The 18,233-nt window shown below is 60.9% G+C and carries 12 protein-coding genes; 9 read left to right on the top strand and 3 right to left on the bottom strand.

The genetic code is table 11. From position 1 onward, the window contains the following. Positions 1 to 116 precede the first annotated feature (116 nt). Positions 117 to 1,451, bottom strand: a complete 1,335-nt coding sequence (locus FYK55_RS07230) for an amidohydrolase family protein (protein ID WP_150075701.1) — start codon at positions 1,449 to 1,451, stop codon at positions 117 to 119. Beyond that, a complete protein-coding gene (locus FYK55_RS07225; protein ID WP_150075700.1) occupies positions 1,448 to 4,768 on the bottom strand; it encodes an amidohydrolase family protein in 3,321 nt (1,106 codons plus the stop codon). Before FYK55_RS07225 ends, FYK55_RS07230 begins: the two co-directional genes overlap by 4 nt. A gap of 448 nt (positions 4,769 to 5,216) precedes the next feature. Here FYK55_RS07225 and FYK55_RS07220 point away from each other — a divergent pair, with 448 nt between their 5' ends. From FYK55_RS07220 to FYK55_RS07210, 3 genes are all read left to right on the top strand, one after another. Then, positions 5,217 to 5,750 carry a DUF2760 domain-containing protein gene (locus FYK55_RS07220; RefSeq protein ID WP_150075699.1) on the top strand — a complete coding sequence of 178 codons (534 nt, stop codon included), beginning with the start codon at positions 5,217 to 5,219 and terminating at the stop codon, positions 5,748 to 5,750. 217 nt (positions 5,751 to 5,967) lie between these two features. Beyond that, positions 5,968 to 7,788: an Hsp70 family protein gene (locus FYK55_RS07215; protein ID WP_201743644.1), complete on the top strand. Its 1,821-nt coding sequence runs from the start codon at positions 5,968 to 5,970 to the stop codon at positions 7,786 to 7,788. Between the two features lie 27 nt (positions 7,789 to 7,815). Next, positions 7,816 to 10,629, top strand: a complete 2,814-nt coding sequence (locus FYK55_RS07210; RefSeq protein WP_150075697.1) for an Hsp70 family protein — start codon at positions 7,816 to 7,818, stop codon at positions 10,627 to 10,629. A gap of 335 nt (positions 10,630 to 10,964) precedes the next feature. On the opposite strand, the gene FYK55_RS07205 is transcribed toward FYK55_RS07210, so the two are convergent. Then, positions 10,965 to 11,882, bottom strand: a complete 918-nt coding sequence (locus FYK55_RS07205; protein WP_390621712.1) for a metallophosphoesterase family protein — start codon at positions 11,880 to 11,882, stop codon at positions 10,965 to 10,967. Positions 11,883 to 12,010: 128 nt separating this feature from the next. Between FYK55_RS07205 and FYK55_RS28945 the strand changes: the two genes are divergently transcribed. From FYK55_RS28945 to FYK55_RS07180, 6 genes are all read left to right on the top strand, one after another. Then, entirely contained in the window at positions 12,011 to 12,163 is a 153-nt protein-coding gene (locus tag FYK55_RS28945; RefSeq protein WP_161604359.1) for a hypothetical protein, read from the top strand. Continuing rightward, entirely contained in the window at positions 12,160 to 12,384 is a 225-nt protein-coding gene (locus tag FYK55_RS07200; RefSeq protein WP_201743643.1) for a DUF2905 domain-containing protein, read from the top strand. Before FYK55_RS28945 ends, FYK55_RS07200 begins: the two co-directional genes overlap by 4 nt. A gap of 147 nt (positions 12,385 to 12,531) precedes the next feature. Beyond that, positions 12,532 to 13,935, top strand: coding sequence for a sulfatase-like hydrolase/transferase (locus FYK55_RS07195; protein WP_150075696.1), 1,404 nt, complete (start codon positions 12,532 to 12,534; stop codon positions 13,933 to 13,935). A gap of 164 nt (positions 13,936 to 14,099) precedes the next feature. Beyond that, positions 14,100 to 14,684: a DNA-3-methyladenine glycosylase I gene (locus FYK55_RS07190; protein ID WP_150075695.1), complete on the top strand. Its 585-nt coding sequence runs from the start codon at positions 14,100 to 14,102 to the stop codon at positions 14,682 to 14,684. A 213-nt stretch (positions 14,685 to 14,897) separates the two neighbouring features. Beyond that, complete coding sequence (locus FYK55_RS07185) at positions 14,898 to 15,464, top strand: ECF-type sigma factor (RefSeq protein WP_150075694.1); 567 nt, start codon at positions 14,898 to 14,900, stop codon at positions 15,462 to 15,464. 113 nt (positions 15,465 to 15,577) lie between these two features. Next, entirely contained in the window at positions 15,578 to 18,136 is a 2,559-nt protein-coding gene (locus FYK55_RS07180) for a serine/threonine protein kinase (RefSeq protein WP_150075693.1), read from the top strand. Positions 18,137 to 18,233 lie beyond the last annotated feature (97 nt).

Here is an 18,233-nt window from a genome sequence, read left to right as displayed (position 1 = left end):
CGGAGCCCGAAGGAGGTCGCGTCCGCATTGCTTCGTCCTCTTCCTTGACTCTAGTCGCGAAGCGAGAAAAGTTCCCTGCCGTCGGCGTAAGCCGACTGACATGGCGACTTGTCCACTTACGGTTTTGGTTTCTCCAGCCCCAACCTTTGGTATTTCGTCCTGTATTTGTCCGCCAGTGTTTGGTGGCGGTTCCCCAAGTCGACACGTGCTCCCCCAATGAACGCATCGGTCACCTTCGACTCGGTCAGCAACACGTCTCCGTCAACGACGATCAGCGTGGCATCCTTACCGACCGTCAGCGAGCCGACCCGATCGGCCACGCCAAGGATTTCGGCCGGAGCCAGCGTGATGGCTTCGACGGCCGCTTTCTTGGGCAGCCCGTAAGCGACCGCCGTGGCGGCATGGTAGGGAAGGTTTCGTGCGGCCGATCCGCCGCCGGGCGATCCGGATCCGGGGCCGCCAATGGCAAACCGAATTCCGGCCTCTCGCAACCGGTTCGGCAGCGTGTAGGGGTGATCGTAGGGATCGTCGCGTCGCAACGGTAATCGATAGGTAGAGTGCACGATGACGGGAACATCAAACTGCTTGAGCAGAGCCGCGCATTGCGGAGCATCGTAGCCGCCATAGATGATCGGACGGATCTTTCGCTGCACGCAGAATGAAACCGCCGCTTCGATTTCGCGTCGCCGGTCGGCTTGGATGATCATGGGGGATTTGCCTTGAAGGACCGGCAGCATCGCTTCCAGCCGAAGGTCCGTTGGCGTGTCCTCGGGATTCGCTTCTCGGGCTTTTTCGTACCGCCGGGCCGCATCAAATCGCTCCGCCAGTTCGTTTAGCCGGCGGTCACGTTCCTGGGCGCGTTCCTTTGGATCGGACTGCCGCGAGTCGTAGCCGCGCCAAGAGACAGACATCCCCGTGTCGGGCCGCAGCAGCATGTCCCGGTAGCTCCAGCCGTCCAATTGGATCACGGCCGTTTGGCTTCGAATGTTGCCGCTGCCCGATCCGATGCAGGCCAGCAGCACGCCGCCGGATCGAGCCACGGGGATCAGTTCGCTATCCGGATTGACCGCGACCCAGGGCCGCAAATTGGGATTTTCTTGACCGATTTCGTCGGTGTCGATCGATCCACGCACGCTGCGAATCTCCACCAGACCCAGGTCGGAAATCGATTCGATCAGCCCAGGATAGAGATGCTTGCCGGTTGCATCGATCGTTTCGCAATCCTGCGGGAGTTCCACCTGTTTGCCGACCGCGGTCAGTTTGCCATTCTCGAAGACCACCGTTCCGTTCGGGATCGGTTTTCCGTCCACGCGATGAACGGTGGCCCCGGTGATCGCAATTGGGCCGGACTGCGGGGCACCAGGGATCTGGTCGTGCGCGGTAGCGCGGAGACATCCAACGCCCATCACCATCAACGCAGCGAGCAGTGCAAGTTGGGGTCGTTTCATCATTGTGCCTCCTGGTGTTGTCCGTCATGTGCGTGGCCATCATCTTCGTGATCATGGTCGTGACAGAATTCGTCGTATCGCAACCAGCGATCCTCTTCTTCCATTTCCGACTTGCCGCTCGCTTTCCCCGGTTCGTCCTGGTCCAACAGACGGCGAATCAGCATCGACCGCCAAGTCGAATCACGCCGGCGATATTCACGATCCTGTTCCAGCGAGAACATCAAGCGTCCGTCGATCCAGGTTTGTTCGCAACGTGACAGCGTGGACAGGGGAGGTCCGCTCCAGAGCACGACGTCACCGTCTTTGCCCGGTTCGAGCGATCCGACCCGGTCATCGATTCGTAATTGACGTGCGGGGTTCAACGTGACGAATTTCAATGCCTCCTGTGGCGCGACGTCACCGTATTTGACCGCCTTGGCCGCTTCGGTGTTCATGTGCCGAGCCAGTTCGGCATCGTCACTGTTGAAGGAGACCACGATGCCGACATCGTGCATGATCGCTCCGTTTTGCGGAATCGCGTCGTACACTTCGAACTTGTAGGCCCACCAGTCTGAGAATGAGGATCCCATCGCGCCGTGTTCGAGCATTCGGTCGGCGACCTTGTAACCTTCCAGGATGTGCTGCAGCGTGCCGATCGTGACGTCAAACTCGTCTAACAGGTCCAACAGCGCCACAATCTCATCCTGGCGGTAGCTGTGACAGTGAATCCAGCGTCGGCCTTCCAGGACCTCGGCGAGCGCTTCCAGCTCATAATCGACCCGCGGCGGCAAACCCGTGCGTTGTCCGTCGGCCCAACGTTGCTGCCGATCGCGATACGCCTTTGCCGCCAGGAATCGATCGCGGATCAGCTGTTCCACGCCGGGCCGACTGGCGGGATAACGCGTGGTGCGAGACCGGGAGTTGCTGCGTTTGACATTCTCGCCGAGGGCAAACTTGATCCCCGGCGGGGCCGAGCCCATTTTTATCGCTTCCATTGAGTCGCCCCAGCGAAGCTTGATCACCTGGTTCTGACCACCGATCGGGTTGGCCGATCCGTGCAGGACGTTCGCGATCGTCAGCCCGCCGGCCAGTTGACGATAGATGTTGATGTCGGAATTGTCGACGAAGTCGCCGACGCGAACCTCGGCCGTCACCGCCTGGCCCGATTCGTTGACCCCGCCGTCAGTCGCCATGTGTGAATGGCAATCAATCAGCCCCGGCGTCAGATGTTTTCCCGAGGCGTCGATGATGCGGCAACCCGACGGCGGTTCGATGGACGGCTCGACCGCCTGAATTTTTCCATCGACGATCAACACATCCGCCTGGTCCAGCTTTCCTTGGTCCCCGCAAGTCCACACGGTGGCCCCGCGAAACAACACGGCCTTAGATTGGGCAGCGGGTTCGACGCGTCCGAATCCCCCCAGCGGGAACGTGACTTCAACGGATTCCAAGGAAGCTTGCTGCGTGGTTGAATCACTTTTGTCTTGCGAATCGGTTGCTTGAGAGGTGTCCGTTGGCTCCTCCGCGTCCGGCTTCTCGGATTCGGTGGTCGTGCTGTCTTCGCCGGAGTCCTCTTCGGAAGGTTCGCCGTTGTCGCCACTGCCCGGGGCGTCATCGCTCTTGGCGGTTTTCGGAACTCGACGCCAGGAGAGATTCACCTGTTCGCCGTCTGGAAACGTCACGGTGCAGAAGACGGTCACCTCTTGTTCGTCGGGCACCGTGACAAGCGTCAAACGGCTGGGGCCCGCGGGCAGGTTCTCTGACAATGGTTGCAAGTCGACCCAGGCGGTCAGTCGGTCGATTGCTCGGACGACATCCTTCAATTTCGCCGTCGACTTCGAATCGTCGGAGTCGTCTTGGTCGGGAGACGATTGGGTTTCACTCGCTGCGTCTTCGCCTTGCGGTTGGTCATCGGTCCCCGTGTCTTCCGCTGACAACCGCAGGTCCCCCGACCATTTCGATTTGTTTTGGGACAGTTCCAGGACGACCGGAACCGATTCTCCCGAATGCTTGATCGACGTCGTCCAACGTCCGACCAACGGATCGGATGCCGGGCGGTCCTCGGCATCGTGCTCAAATCGTTGGCCGGAGACCCAGGTCTCCAAAACCTTGGTGTCGGCATCAAACAGGTCGCCGTCCGTGATGACCAGGTTGGCCAGTGCACCGACCCGGACGCGTCCGGCGATCTGCTCGACCCCCAACCACTGGGCCGGCGTCGTGGTCAGCGCGGCCAACGCCGCGTCGGCGGCCAGACCTCGCTGCACGGCCGTGCAAAGGTTCTTGCGAAAGTCTTTGGGCGAATCCAGACCGTCGGAGGTCAAACAGAATCGAACTCCTGCCTCGGCCAGCCGGGCCGGGTTTTCGGGGGCAAAGTGCCAATGCATCAGGTCGCGGAGCGAGACATCATCGGCCGCGGCTTCCGAAACAACATTCGGCGGTTCGGGAAAATCGACCGGCAGCAACACCATTCGTCCGCCGTCGCGGATCGACGCCAGGTCCCGGTACTCGCGACCGGAGCCGCGCAGGGTGATGTCCAAGGTGAATTCACGAGCCAATTGTTCGCCGCGCTGAGCCATTCGCTCGTTGGGCGCGTCGACGACAAATCGTCCCCCATTCAGCACGGATGCCAGATGGTCCAGATCCGAGTTCATTTGTGGGCGATCCAGTTCCGGCCGCGAATGATAGGCTTGCCAGGCTTCTCGGTACCATCGAGCGTCTGACAACGTTTGTCGCAGCAATGCGATCGCGCCCATTGGCGAGTTGGGGTAATCGTCGCGTCGTTCACCCCGGGGGACCGTCAAGGTCAGGTGTTGCGCGATTTGGTCGTATACCAGGCTGGGCTGGTTGCCACCATCCAGCATCACCAGGCAACTGTCCCCGTTGAAGATTGCTCCCCGAGGTGCGATCAAACGCATGGTTACCCCTTGGCGTCGATACGCATCCGAACCGCTGACCGAACCGATCGCTGCGGCGGCGCGACGACGCGGTTGCACGTAGCCGTTCCAATGCCGGTCCGGTGTCGAGGGCGGATCCGGCACGTCGACTTCGCCGAAGGAATCAATCAATCCGGCGTAAATCGTTTTGCCATCGCAATCAATCACTTTGGCGCCCGGCGGGGGCTGCAGGTCGGCGCCGACCGCACTGATCGCGGTCCCACGGACCAGCACCGATGCCGCGGGAAGGACGTGTCCGGGTTCGGTCACGACGCGAGCATTGGCCAGGAGATATTGATCCGGCGAATTTTCGCGCAGTCCCGTCACCGGCTGGGTCTCACCGGGCGGTTGAGCCGCGGCCGTGCCCAAGAGGGCCAACCAGGCCAGGCACCATCGTCCAAAACGCATCAGAAGTTGCTCCCAGAAGGATTACGATTGCAAGCGGTTGATTCTCTGGCCACCGTTGAGAGTCGTCCCGGGCCCCGTCCGGACTCGCGCCCGCCAGTGAGGCGGCAAGGCGTCGGGCGGGCCCCTGCAAGCCGGCCTACAAGCGGGCGGTTGAACCGGGCCCTCCTGGACGGTTCGGACGCTTGGGCCAAGACCCGTGTTCGGGCACCCTTGTTCTGGCACCCTCGATCGCCGCAGGTTTTCTGCGGCCTACCCTAGTCCGACCCGCGACGCGAGGAAACTGCCCAACGGCGTTTGGCACCACCTTAGCACCGTCCCAAGCCTGGTGTCGGGGATTTAGCGGTCAGCAGGCGCTTCAGCGGTCGGAGGACAACCACTTGACGGTTCCCCCGGGATCGCCAAGCTGGACAGCGGTTTGACGGACGGGCGTTCATTACAGGCAGGTCAGATGAGTTTAGGTATCGCGTTCAAGGCATTTTTCGCGGCTCTGGGAAACAACGAAACCTCCGCGCAGATCGATCGCATCCTGGCCGGAGAGCGTTTGGGGAGCGACGACGCGGGCAAAGCGATTTCGCAGCGAGAGACCCAAGTGGTCCAGACCATTCCCGGACGGGATTCCGCCGTCACCCTGCTGGCGACGCTGCAGCGCGAATCCCGTTTGGTCGATCTGATCCACGAGGACTTGGAGCAGTATTCCGACGCCCAGGTCGGTGCCGCCGCGCGGCCCTGTCTGCAACAGTGTGCCGGGGTGCTAAAACGTCTGCTGGGGCTTGCGCCCCTGCTGGATGCCTCGGAGGGCCAAACGGTGGACGTCCCCTCCGATGCCTCACCGACCCGTTACCAATGGATCGGCGAGGGCACCGCGGCGTCGGGCAAATTGGTCCATCACGGATGGCAGGCGAACAAGTTGGAATTGCCGAAATGGACCGGTGACGTCGACGACGTCAATGTCATCGCACCGGCGCAGGTCCAGTCCGCGTGAAGCCTGTTCGAAAATGATCAGCGGCCACCGGAGAGCCTGGACGCATTGGCTCGCTTGAAGTTCACGGTTTTACCCGAAGAGTTCATCCGACGAGTTCGCTGGACCGTGGCCCGCCGCCCATCGATCGGCTGATCGCGACGCGGCATTCATTGCAGCTTCGGGAAACCCACTTCGTCTGATTCCATCCACCCAACCTTCCACATCAATTCAATCCATCATGGGTTCACGTTTCAGCGTCGGCATTGACCTGGGAACCACCAATTCCGTCGTCGCCTTCGCTCCGCTTCCCGAGGACGGCAAGCAAGCGGAGCCGGATGTGCAATTGCTGCCGATCCCGCAGCTGATCGCGCCGGGTCAGATTGAAACACGATTTTCCCTGCCTTCGTTTCTTTACTTGCCGCGTGGTGCTGAGTGCGAGTCCTTGGTGACGCCACTGGTGCAGGACCCGGCCGCCGGGATCGCTGGGGATTTCGCGCGTCGACAATCGGCGGAGAATCCTCAACGCGTGGTGGTGGCTGCAAAGAGTTGGCTTTGTCACGGCAGCGCGGGACGAACCGAAGCGGTGTTGCCCTGGCAATCGCCGCCGGAAGTCCCCAAGGTTTCGGCTTTCGAATGCACGCGGCGGTTTCTGGCGCACCTGGTCGCAGCCTGGCACCAAGCGCATCCGGAAGCCCCGTTGCCTGAACAGCAAGTCGTGCTCACCGTGCCGGCATCATTTGATCCGGCCGCACGGGAACTGACGCGTCAGGCGGCGATCGAAGCGGGTTTGCCCGATCACTTTGTCTTGCTGGAAGAACCGCAGGCCGCCGTGTATCGCTGGTTGGCTTCGCGGGTCCAGGATTGGCGCAGCGAATTGAGTGCCGGGGACGTGTTGTTGGTCGTCGATGTTGGTGGCGGGACGACCGACCTGACATTGGTTTCGGTCGAAGAAGTCGACGGCGAGCTGCATCTGCAGCGGTTGGCTGTGGGAAACCATCTGCTCTTGGGCGGGGACAACATGGACCTGGCCCTGGCACACCACGTCGGGACTCAATTGCAACAACAGGGGCACGACCTGGATCCCTGGCAAAGCGTTTCACTCTGGCATGCATGTCGCGATGCGAAAGAGAAGCTGCTTTCCGCCGGCGGCGACCAGGAGCACACGATTTCGGTACTGGGACGCGGCAGTTCGCTGATCGGCGGCACCATCTCGACGCAACTGACCGGCGACGAAGCCAGGCGGCTGATTGTCGACGGATTCTTTCCCGAGTGTGATGCTTCGGATCGGCCTCAGCGACAAGTCGTCTCTGGCTTTCAAGACATCGGATTGCCCTACGAAGCGGATCCGGCGATCACCAAGCAGGTCGCCGCCTTTCTTGCCGATCACGCCGACACCGTCGCGCCCACGGAACAAGAAGGTGGGAAGGCTCGCGCCGTCGCGCCCAGCCACCTGCTGTTCAATGGCGGCGTGTTCCGCAGCGAGACGTTGCGCTTCCGGATGGGCCAGGTGATCAGTGGCTGGTGCGAGACACCGCCGACCGTGTTGGGCGGACCGGAGGACCTGGACTCCGCTGTCGCTCTGGGCGCGGCCTACTACGGATGGTCCAAGCACACCGGTGGGATTCGTATCCGTGGCGGCACGGCGCGATCCTACTACATCGGCATCGAGACCGCCGGTCTGGCGATCCCCGGGGCCCCGCGACCGTTGCGAGCGTTGTGCGTCGCGCCGCAGGGAATGGAGGAAGGGTCGGAAGCCGAAGTCCCCGGCAAGGAAGTCGGATTGGTGGTCGGCTCGCCAGCAAGGTTCCGCTTCTTTGCGTCGTCAAAACGTGGTGAGGATGTGGTCGGCACGCAATTGGATCGTTGGGCGTCGGATGAATTGGTCGAGAGCGAACCGATGGAGTTGACGCTGACGCGCGAATCCGCCGGTGACGAGCCGTTTGTCCCCGTCCGCTTTGTCAGCCGGGTCACTGAGTTGGGAATGTTCGAGTTGTGGTGCCATTCGACGCGATCGGACGACCAGTGGAAAATGGAGTTCAGCGTCCGGGACGAACAATAACGGCCTTCAGCAAAACGGACAGGAACCTTGTCGGAGAATCAACAGACGCCAGGCGATGACGATGCACCGGAAAGCCGGTATGTCGTCGGGATTGATTTGGGAACCACCAACTGCGCCGTCAGCTTCGTCGATACGTTGCAATCGCCGTGGAAGGTCGAAACATTCCCGATCACGCAGTGGGTCGACTTCGGTCAGTTGGAAAACCGCGAAACGCTGCCTTCGTTTCACTACGAGCTGACCGCGGCAGAGCGTGATGCTGCAAAATCTGGCCTGCCCTGGCAGTCCGATAAGATCCCCGACCATTGCGTCGGCGTGCTCGCACGGGATGCCGGCGAGCGGCATCCGGGACGCCGGATCAGTTCGGCCAAGAGTTGGCTGTCCCATGACGGCGTGGATCGCTCGGCCGACTTTCTGCCCTGGCATGGGGACATGGACGTGACCCGGATGTCGCCGGTCACCGCCTCGGCCCGCTACCTGGAACATCTGCGGCATGCCTGGAACCACGACCACCCCGACGCTCCCCTGGATCAGCAGGATGTGGTGATCACCTTGCCGGCCTCGTTTGACGAGGTGGCCAGGGAGCTCACGATCCAGGCCGCCAAGCAGGCCGGGTTGAAACGCGTTTACTTGATTGAAGAACCCCAAGCAGCCTTTTACGCTTGGATCGATCGACACCGCAGCGACTGGGCGGAACTGGTTCGGCCCGGGCAGTTGATCCTGGTCTGCGACGTGGGTGGCGGGACGACGGATTTGACGTTGATCCGTGTGCGACCGGCCGGTTCTTCCGGTGACCAGGTCCAGTTTCATCGGGTCGCCGTTGGCCGCCATTTGATTCTCGGTGGCGACAACATGGATCTGGCCGTTGCCAAACTGGCCGAGGCAACGATCCAGTCCACTCAGCCGGCCGAAACGCTTTCGGGCGGTCAGTGGGAACGCCTGATTCAAGCATCCCGACGCGTCAAGGAAACGATGCTGGCAGAACGCCGTCCCGCGTCGTTCACTGTGAACCTGGCATCGGAAGGCGCAAAGCTGCTAGCGGGATCCGTGCAGGTCGAGCTGACCGCCGAACAGATCGACCAGACGCTGTTGGACGGATTCTTCCCGCACGTGGCATTGACCGACCAACCGACGATCGGCCAGAGCGGGTTTCAAGAGTTCGGGCTGCCCTATGCGGCCGATCCGGCGATCACTCGCCATCTGGCGGAATTCCTGACCGAGCACCGTCGAAGCGGGCTGGACGAACAAGACCAGGAATCGGCCGATCGACCTGATTTTGTGCTGTTCAACGGCGGCGTGATGGCGTCGGCCGCGATTAGGAATCGGATCCTGGAATGTCTTCAACAATGGTTTTGCCGCTCGGGAGAATCCTGGCAACCCGGTGTGATGTCGTCTCCCAGACTGGATTTGGCGGTCGCCCACGGCGCCGCCTACTACGGGATGGTGCGACGCGGGCAGGGCGTTCGCATTGCCGCCAACCTGGGGCGGTCCTACTACATGCAGGTCCAACAGGATCCGCCCACTGCGGTCTGCTTGATCCCCGGCAGCGCCGAACCGGGACAGCGATTCCGCGCCGATGAGCATCCGTTGCAGCTTCAATTGGGCGCGCCCGTTCAGTTTCCGTTGTGGGTCAGCAGCACGCGATTGGCCGATCAAGTCGGTCAGCTGGTTGCGGTGGAGCCGACGGAGATGTCCGCGCTTCCGCCGATTTGTACGGCGCTGGTTCGCGGCAGACGACGCGATGAAACGCAGTTGAATGTGTTCATCGAATCAGAGCTCAGCGAGATCGGAACGGTCGGGATGTATTGCGTCGATGCCGAAAGGGGCAAACGGTGGAAGCTGGAGTTTGATATTCGCAGCACTCTGGAAACCGATCGCACCGCGCACCAGGGTGCCGGAGAATCCGCCGGTGTTGTCGACAGCGAAACGGTGGAAGGCTGCGCCGAAGTGATCGCATCCACATTCGGCGACCAGCCGGACCTTCAACCGAACCAGATTGTCAAACGCCTGGAATCGTTGACCGAAACCGGACGCTACGATTGGCCGCCGACTTTGATTCGAGAGCTGTGGCAATTCTTGGCCGACCACGAACGCGGCCGCCGCAAATCGCCGCAACACGAAGCCCGCTGGTTGAACCTGGCCGGCCTTTGTCTGCGTCCCGGCTACGGTGTGGCGGTCGACGATTGGCGCGTCCAGCAAATGTGGCGAATGATCTATGGACGGATCGCGTTTCCCGCGTCGCAGTCGCGGACGGAATCCATGATCCTGTGGCGGAGAATCGCGGGCGGGCTTACCGCCGGCCAGCAACAGCAACTCGCCGCGCCGATGTTGGCGATCCTGAGGAAGAAGAACACTCGGGTCGAACCTCATGAAGCAACGGAGTTTTGGCGTCTGATTGCGTCTTTGGAGCGGTTGAGTGTCCGCGAGAAAATTGAGATTGGCGAAACGGCGTTGAAGGAGTTTCCACGCAAGAAGAACGCCCGCTTGCGTCCCGCTTTGCTGTGGGCGTTGGGGCGGTTGGGGGGACGTCAGCCGGCGTATGGACCGTTGAACACTGCGATCCCGGTCGATCATGTGACTGCTTGGCTGGAAACACTGCTCGCCATGGATGCACCCGAGCCCGAGTTGCCGCTGACGATCGTTCAACTGGGGCGCAGGACCGGAGATCGATACCGCGACTTGCCGGAGACGTTGCGCGAGCGAGCCGCCGCGTTTGTCCGCGCACGCGGCGCCGATGAGCACTTCGCCACGCTATTGACCGAAGGCGGAGCGCTGGACCGCGACGAGGAGTCCGCAGTCTTCGGAGACTCGTTACCGCTCGGCATCCGTCTGGCCCGCGCATGAATCCCCTGGTTCCAAGGCTCCGGCCTTGGAACCCACTGCCTGGCAGGCTCCGCCTGCCGCGGTGGCGCAATGATTCTCTCGACGTCTTACTTCCGAGAGCTGGCGGAGCCAGCGTTGCAGTGCGTTCCCGGGCGGGAGACCGGGAACGAGGTTGTGATGCGTCTCAACCTCACGCCCTGGTTCCAAGGCTCCGGCCTTGGAACCCACTGTCTGGCAGGCTCCGCCTGCCGCGGTGGCGCCACAATTCTGACGGCGACCAACTTCCGAGAGCTGGCGGAGCCAGCGTTGCAGTGCGTTCCCGGGCGGGAGCCCGGGAACGAGTTGCGTGGGATACCTCAGCCGACCGCTGGCCAACGGTACGATTCCTGCCTGCGAAAGCCCGTCAAACGGATCGTGCCACGTGAATCGATCTCCAACACCGAGTAACCGTTGCTCTCCGCACCGGATCCTTCCACCATCGCCGCCAGCGTGCAGTAGTGGATGTTGTTGATCTGGTTCAGGTCGTTGTGGTGGCTGTGACCTTGAAAGACAGCCAGCACGTGACCGCCGGATTCCAAGATGGCTCGCACCTCCGCACGGTTGTTCACGCTATGTCGGCCGGCTTCGTCCAGGCGTTGGTGGGCGAACACGACCGTCGGTTTGTCGTTCGCCTTCAGATCGGCGTCCAGCCATTCCAGTTCGGCCGCCGGGAGATTGGCATCGGTCCATTTGAAGTTCTTCCGACCGTACGGCTCGCCGTCGCTGCGGAAGCAGGAATCCAGGACGACAAAATGGATGCCCCCGAAATCGAAAGAGTCGTATGACTTTGGTTGTCCGACCGCTTGGAGAAACTCATCCTTTGTCAACGTGTCAACGCAGTGGTTTCCAAGAACATAGTGTCGCCGCTCGCAGAGGCCGGAGAACTGTTCATTGATCGTTGCCAGGTACTGCTGCTCCAGTTCCACGGACTCGGCCGCGTCGATCAGGTCGCCGAGCTCCACCAGGAAGTCCGGGCGGTCACGGCGGAATTGCTTGGCAGCTTCGGCAAGTTTGGCAGGAGTTTCTCGGTAATGTCGTGTCCCGGCGGGAGGCTTGGCCGCGTAGTGAAGGTCGGTCACCAGGCCAATGCGAACGGCCGGCTCGGGAGGATCTGCGAACAATTCTTCGGCGCAGTAAGAAGCCGTCAGCATCAACGTTCCCGCTTGCAGAAACGCCTGACGTGAAAGCGGTTTGTCTGCGTCTGGCTGACGCGCGGAATGGACTGGCGGATTCAAAGCGGTGTTCAGACTCACAACGGCGTTCCGGTGGCGAGCGTCGGGGGACAGACAGGCGGTTCATTCTAACGGCCGCTGATCCCTCGGGGTAAAATGGTGAGCTGCACCCATACGGGAGGAATAGGCCGATGACCAAAGCTCGAAACCAGACGGCACGAAAGCCGGCGACCAAGTACGCGCACCTGCGAAAGAAAATGCAGCAGAGAAAATCGCGGCCCGGTCAACAACTCGGTCAAGCGTCCAGCAGGCAACTTCGCAAGCGGGCCGGGAAAAAGAAGTGAGGGATCCATTCGCCTGGGGGTTGATTCTGATCGGATTGATGATTGCGGGAATCGGAGTGCTGTGGCTGCGCGGGCTGTCGCTGTCGTGGCTGGGACGGTTGCCGGGAGACATCGTGATCGAACGAGGGGCGTCGCGGATCTACATTCCGATCACGACTTGTCTGCTGATCAGCTTAGTTTTCAGCGGCGTGATGTGGCTGGTTCGATGGTTGACCAAGTAGTTTCGCTCAGCCAGTTCGTTTCAGCAGCGTCCGCCGCCGGCGGCTGTTAGAATCCGCCCCGTCGCGGATGAGCCGGCGACCAGTTCGCGTGCATAGGCGCAACCCTTCGCCACCGGATCGATTTCCCCACTCCCCTTGGATGAAAAGATGAACCGACTTCGCTGGCTGTGCTGCTTTTTGTGTTGGTGTTCCCTGTGGCAGGTTCGCTTGTTGGCAGAGCAGCCGAACATCGTGTTCATCTATTGTGATGACGCCCGATGGGACACGTTGGGCGTGGTGCAGCGCGAGCAAGGGGATGCGGCCAGGTTTCCCTGGATCCAGACGCCGCACTTGGACGCGTTGGCCGGCCAGAGTATTCGTTTTCGCCAGTCGTTCGTCGTGCACTCCCTTTGCTCACCGGGGCGCGCCGCCGTTTTGACCAGTACCTACGGGCATCACAACGGAATCATCGGGAATCGCACGCCGTTGAATCCGGAATTGCCCAATGTCGCGAAGCAACTCCGTGCCGCCGGTTATCGGACCGGCTACTTCGGGAAATGGCACATGGACAGCCAGGAAGAGCGACCGGGGTTTGATCGGGTCGCCAGCTTTGTCGGTCAGGGCCGGTACCAGGATTGCCCGCTGCTGGTCGACGGACAGCGGACGGAAACAGAGGGCTGGGTCGACGATGTGACAACGGGTTACGCCATCGAGTTTCTGGAAGAGCAGACGGAGGATCGACCGTTCCTGCTGTGGCTGGGATTCAAGAGTCCCCACGGCCCCCGCGGAGGCGAGAACTTGCCGCCAAGGGCGCGGGGGCTGTACGCCGGTCAGAAAAGTGGGGACGTTCCAAACCTGCACACACCGGCGATCTACCTGACGTCGGATGAACGTCAGAAGCGAGCACGACGTCTCGGGGCCGATACGGTCTCTCCCGGACACTTGGACTTTGCCCGGCACATCTCCGCACTGGATACTTGTGTCGGACGCCTGATCGCTGCTTTGGATCGTTCGCCCCACGCGGATCGGACGGTCGTGATCTTCACCAGTGACAACGGGTACTACCTGGGAGAGCACCAACTGGGCGACAAACGCAGCGCGTATGACGAAGCATTGCGGGTTCCCTTGATCATTCGCATGCCCGGTGACGATGCGCCCCGGGGTGTGACCAACGATGCGATGGTGCTGAATCTGGACTACGCGCCAACGATGTTGCAATTAGCCGGCGCGGAACGCCTTCCCGAAGGCCAGGGCAAAAGCCTGGTTCCCATCTTGCAGGGAAGGACGCCACAGGACTGGCGGACCGAATTCTTCTACGAGTATTTTCACGAAGCACCTTTCCGGGCTCCGACGACGCTGGCTCTTCGGACCACGCGCCACAAGCTGATCGTCTATCCGGGGAATGAATCGTGGACCGAATTGTTTGATCTGCAAAACGACCCCTACGAAACGAGCAACTTGGTTTCCGATGCGTCGCTGCGCAAGGAAATGGTCGCTGCGTTTGAAGCGGCTGCGAAACAAAGCGGAATCGATTTGTCCCAACCGTTGCCCACGCCACCGGACAAGCCCTGAATGGGCGCCCAAAATACTGAACTCTCCCGCTTGGACGGCTGCCCTCCTTGAAAACGACGGTGAAGTAGCCACGCTCGCCAGAGCGTGGACGACGCACCGCAATCACCAACGGGCGTCGTCGACCTCACACTTGGTGCTTCGGCGCCTCCATCAGGACCGATCCATTGGGAACTGACACCACCGAATCCGGACGTTGCCCGTGGGCCCAAGGATCGCAGTACATCGCCTACCACGATCAGGAGTGGGGCGTCCCGGTGCACGATGACCGCCGCTTATTTGAATTCCTGATTCTGGAGGGGGCTCAGGCCGGGCTCAGTTGGATCACGATTTTGAAGAAGCGGGAGAATTACCGCAGGCTGTTCGACGGATTTGATCCCGAGCGGGTCGCCCGCTTCAACCGCAAGAAAATTGAAAAGCTGATGTCGGATGCCGGCATTGTTCGCAATCGCTTGAAGATTGAGTCCACCGTTAGCAATGCCAGCAGTTTTCTGCAGATCCAATCTGAAGTCGGATCGTTTGACGAATACATCTGGCAGTTTGTTCAGGGGCGTCCAAAGCAAAACGCATGGCGACGGATGCAGGATGTGCCAAGCAAAACCGCCGAATCGGATGCGATGAGCAAAGATTTGAAACGCCGCGGATTCCGATTCGTCGGCACCACGATTTGCTATGCCTTCATGCAAGCGGTGGGGATGGTGAACGATCACTTGGTGACTTGCCCACGGCACCAAGCATGTGCGAAGTCGTGAGAATCGGGGTGAGGCGAAACTGCCTGGGCTCCAGTCGCGACGCGACGACAGTCCCCTGCCGTCGGCGCAGGCCGACGGAAACGGCGGGAAAGTCGCAATTTTCTTTGCCGCGGCCGGACCCCATGGCTTTTGGCGGGGTTCAAGCCAGAGACGAGGGTCCGCCCGGACCGCCATGGCCAGTCGCGTTCAAAAAGCAGACAGCGTCGGGATTGAATGAAAGAGGACGTGACGCAGATTCTCAACGCGATTGAGCACGGTGATCCGGAAGCGCCCAGTCGGCTCCTGCCTCTTGTCTACGACGAGCTGAGAAGTCTGGCTGCGATCAAAATGACACGCGAGTCCGCGGAGCAAACGTTGCAGCCGACGGCGTTGGTTCACGAAGCTTACTTGCGATTGGTGGGGGGCAACCGCGAAGCCCAGTGGGACAACCGGGGGCACTTTTTTGCCGCCGCGGCCGAATCAATGCGTCGCATTCTGATCGAACAGGCTCGGCGCCGAAAAACTGCCAAGCGGGGCGGCGACTTGGTGCGCCGCAACCTGGACGTCGACGACGTCGCCCTGGCAAACAGCGACCATGAAACGTTGCTGGCGCTGGATGAAGCCTTGAACCGGTTGGCGCTGGTCGATCCGAATTTGGCTCGACTGGTCGAATTGAGGTATTTCACCGGTCTGACGATCGACGAAACGGCCAAAGTGTTGGGGGTTTCCCCGCGGACGACCAAGCGAAACTGGGCGTACGCGCGGGCCTGGCTGCGTCGGGAAATGGAAGAGTCCGATTGATTCTTCCGAATCGTGGCCCTTCTGGGGCCTTGTTTTCGCATAGATGGTTGGGTGAATGTGTCCGGTCGGCGAGGAGGCCCCGTCACCCCCGTTTGGTACCTCAATGATTCACGATGACAGAGCGCACGATCTTTCTGCAGGCCCTGGAGCTGTCGTCAGCCGACGCCCGCGGGGAGTACCTGACGCAGGCATGCGGCAACGACGATGCCTTGCGGCAGGCCGTCGATCAATTGTTGGACGCGCACGAATTGCCGGACAACCTGCTAGATCGACCGGTCGCGGTGTCAGCTTCTGATCAGGCTGGGCGGACCTCCGAAGTCAATTCCGTCGCAATCGGCACCCTCGGCCAGCCGGTCGGAATCACCGAATCGGTTGGTACCGAGGTGGGACGCTACAAGCTGCGAGAGCAGATCGGCGAAGGCGGCTTCGGGCTGGTATTTGTCGCTGAGCAGCAGTACCCCGTCCGCCGGCACGTCGCCCTGAAGATCATCAAGCCGGGGATGGACAGCCGAGAAGTCATCGGTCGCTTCGAAGCTGAGCGTCAGGCCGTCGCGGTCATGAATCATCCGAACATCGCCAGTGTGCTCGATGCGGGGACGACCAAATCTGGACGGCCCTACTTTGTGATGGAGCTCGTTCGAGGTGTGCCGATCACTGAGTTCTGTCAACGGCGACAGCTGAGTCTTCGCGCTCGATTGGAACTGTTCACGGATGTCTGTCACGCCGTCCAACATGCCCACCAAAAGGGGGTGATTCACCGCGACCTGAAACCGTCGAACATTCTGGTCACGCTGCACGATGTGATTCCCGTGGTCAAAGTCATCGACTTTGGTGTTGCCAAGGCGATCGGGCACCGCCTGACCGACCGAACCGTTTACACGCAATTCGCGGCGATGATCGGAACGCCGCTGTACATGAGCCCCGAACAGGCGGAGATGAGCGGCTTGGATGTCGACACGCGCAGCGACATCTACGGTTTGGGTGTTCTGTTGTATGAATTGTTGACCGGCGGAACGCCGTTTGAAAGAGAACGCTTCAATACCGCCAGCATTGATGAGGTGCGCCGCATCATTCGGGAAGAGGATCCTCCCAAACCCAGCACCCGGCTGACCACGCTGGGAGCGTCGCCTTCGACGCATTCGGACAAACGTCAATGTGTGCCGGCGGAATTGTCCTTCGCGGTGCGGGGGGACTTGGACTGGATCGTGATGAAGGCGCTGGAAAAGGATCGAAGCCGTCGCTACGAATCGGCCAGTGCGATGGCCGAGGACGTTAAACGTTTTTTGTCGGAACAGCCGATCGAGGCGCGGCCGCCGTCCAGGTTGTACCAGTTGCAAAAGTTTGCCCAGCGGAACAAGGCGGCGATCGTCACCGCGTCTTTGTTGGTCGCGGCGATGTTTTTGGGGACCGCGATCAGCCTGTGGCAGGCGGCCGTCGCGGTCACCGAACGCAACGAAAAAGATCAAGCACTGCAAAAGGCGGTTCGTTTACAGCGCGAAGCGGATCAGGCTCGACTGCAAATCGAGCAATTCGCAAAACGAATGAAAGAGGCCAACATTCTGGTCACCAGCGGACGCGCCCATGCGGATGCCGAACGTTGGGGAGCGGCGTATGCCGATTTCACCGCCGCAACACGACGGCAACCCAATTACTACAACGCCTGGTCCGAACGGGCTTCGCTGCAGGTCCGATTGGGACTATGGAAACTCGCCGCGGATGACTATGCCCAGGCCATCGAATTGGGGGTCCCCACGGACAACCCGGCGAACTGGGGTATCCCTCAGCTGTTCCTTTTCAACGGAGACCTGGAAAGCTTTCGCGCCTACTGTCGTGATCTGATCAACCAATCCGAACAGCGCTCCGAAGGAGTTTCGATCGCGGTGATTCGTAGTTGCGTCATGTCGTCCGAAAGACGATTCGACGTGCAGACGTTCGCCACGCGGATGGAAGAGATGATCGCGGATTTCGATCGTTTTCCGGATGCCAGACGGCATCGTTTCGACCGTCATGATCGACATGACGACCGTGAGGATCGTGAAAAGGACGCGAGCAAACCGCCCTCGGAGGAACACCTCACGGCAGCGAAGGAAACACCGAAGAAGGATCGTGACTTGGACCGCGACCGGAGTGCGGAACCAGACCAGACGGCAAGTCAGCCGGGCCAGAACGATGCTGACTCGGCGGATGCTGTTTCGCAGAAAGACGATCCCGACCAGCCGGACGAATCTGCCAAGCCGCCGTGGTATTGTGTCTTCTATCCGCGCGGAGCTGCACTCTACGTCGCCGGATTGGCTCATCTTCGTGCCGACCACTTCAAGCTGGCCGTCAAACGTTTGAACGAATCCCTGGACGAGGTTGAATGGCACGGCCGGTCGATCGCTTATCCCGCCTTGGCGATGGCTTACCATCGCGCCGGGGAAACCGAAAAGTCGCGGCAAGCATTGGCTTCGGCCAAAGCGGCGCTCGACCAATGGGCCGACGAGATCTATTCCTCCCCGGTCGGCAGAATGCCCGTCATGTGGATCGACTGGCTGGAGGCCCAATTGCTCTATCGTGAGGCGTCCATCTTGATGACGGGCTTCGTGCCGGCGGACGACGTTCGATTGCGTCGCGTCCGGCAGCGAGCGGTTTCCCTGTTGGGGGAACGCGATTTCTCCTCGGATGAGATCTGATTGTCAGGTTTCGGCTTCTCGCAAATCTCGTCCGTCTTTTCCCTCTGCGAAGGTTTTTTTCCGCGACAGTGGCCCACCGGTCACTCGGAATTCGCAT

The sequence above is a fragment of the Roseiconus nitratireducens genome, from assembly GCF_008629675.1.
Lineage (GTDB): Bacteria > Planctomycetota > Planctomycetia > Pirellulales > Pirellulaceae > Stieleria > Stieleria nitratireducens.
Note: the sequence above shows the minus strand (reverse complement) of the source record. Positions and strands in the feature narration are given on the sequence as shown.

Coding starts and splice junctions, on each gene's coding strand:
- FYK55_RS07230 (WP_150075701.1), bottom strand. CDS start 1,451: ATGATGAAACGACCCCAACTTGCACTGCTCGCTGCGTTGATGGTGATG.
- FYK55_RS07225 (WP_150075700.1), bottom strand. CDS start 4,768: ATGCGTTTTGGACGATGGTGCCTGGCCTGGTTGGCCCTCTTGGGCACG.
- FYK55_RS07220 (WP_150075699.1), top strand. CDS start 5,217: ATGAGTTTAGGTATCGCGTTCAAGGCATTTTTCGCGGCTCTGGGAAAC.
- FYK55_RS07215 (WP_201743644.1), top strand. CDS start 5,968: ATGGGTTCACGTTTCAGCGTCGGCATTGACCTGGGAACCACCAATTCC.
- FYK55_RS28945 (WP_161604359.1), top strand. CDS start 12,011: ATGACCAAAGCTCGAAACCAGACGGCACGAAAGCCGGCGACCAAGTAC.
- FYK55_RS07195 (WP_150075696.1), top strand. CDS start 12,532: ATGAACCGACTTCGCTGGCTGTGCTGCTTTTTGTGTTGGTGTTCCCTG.
- FYK55_RS07185 (WP_150075694.1), top strand. CDS start 14,898: ATGAAAGAGGACGTGACGCAGATTCTCAACGCGATTGAGCACGGTGAT.
- FYK55_RS07180 (WP_150075693.1), top strand. CDS start 15,578: ATGACAGAGCGCACGATCTTTCTGCAGGCCCTGGAGCTGTCGTCAGCC.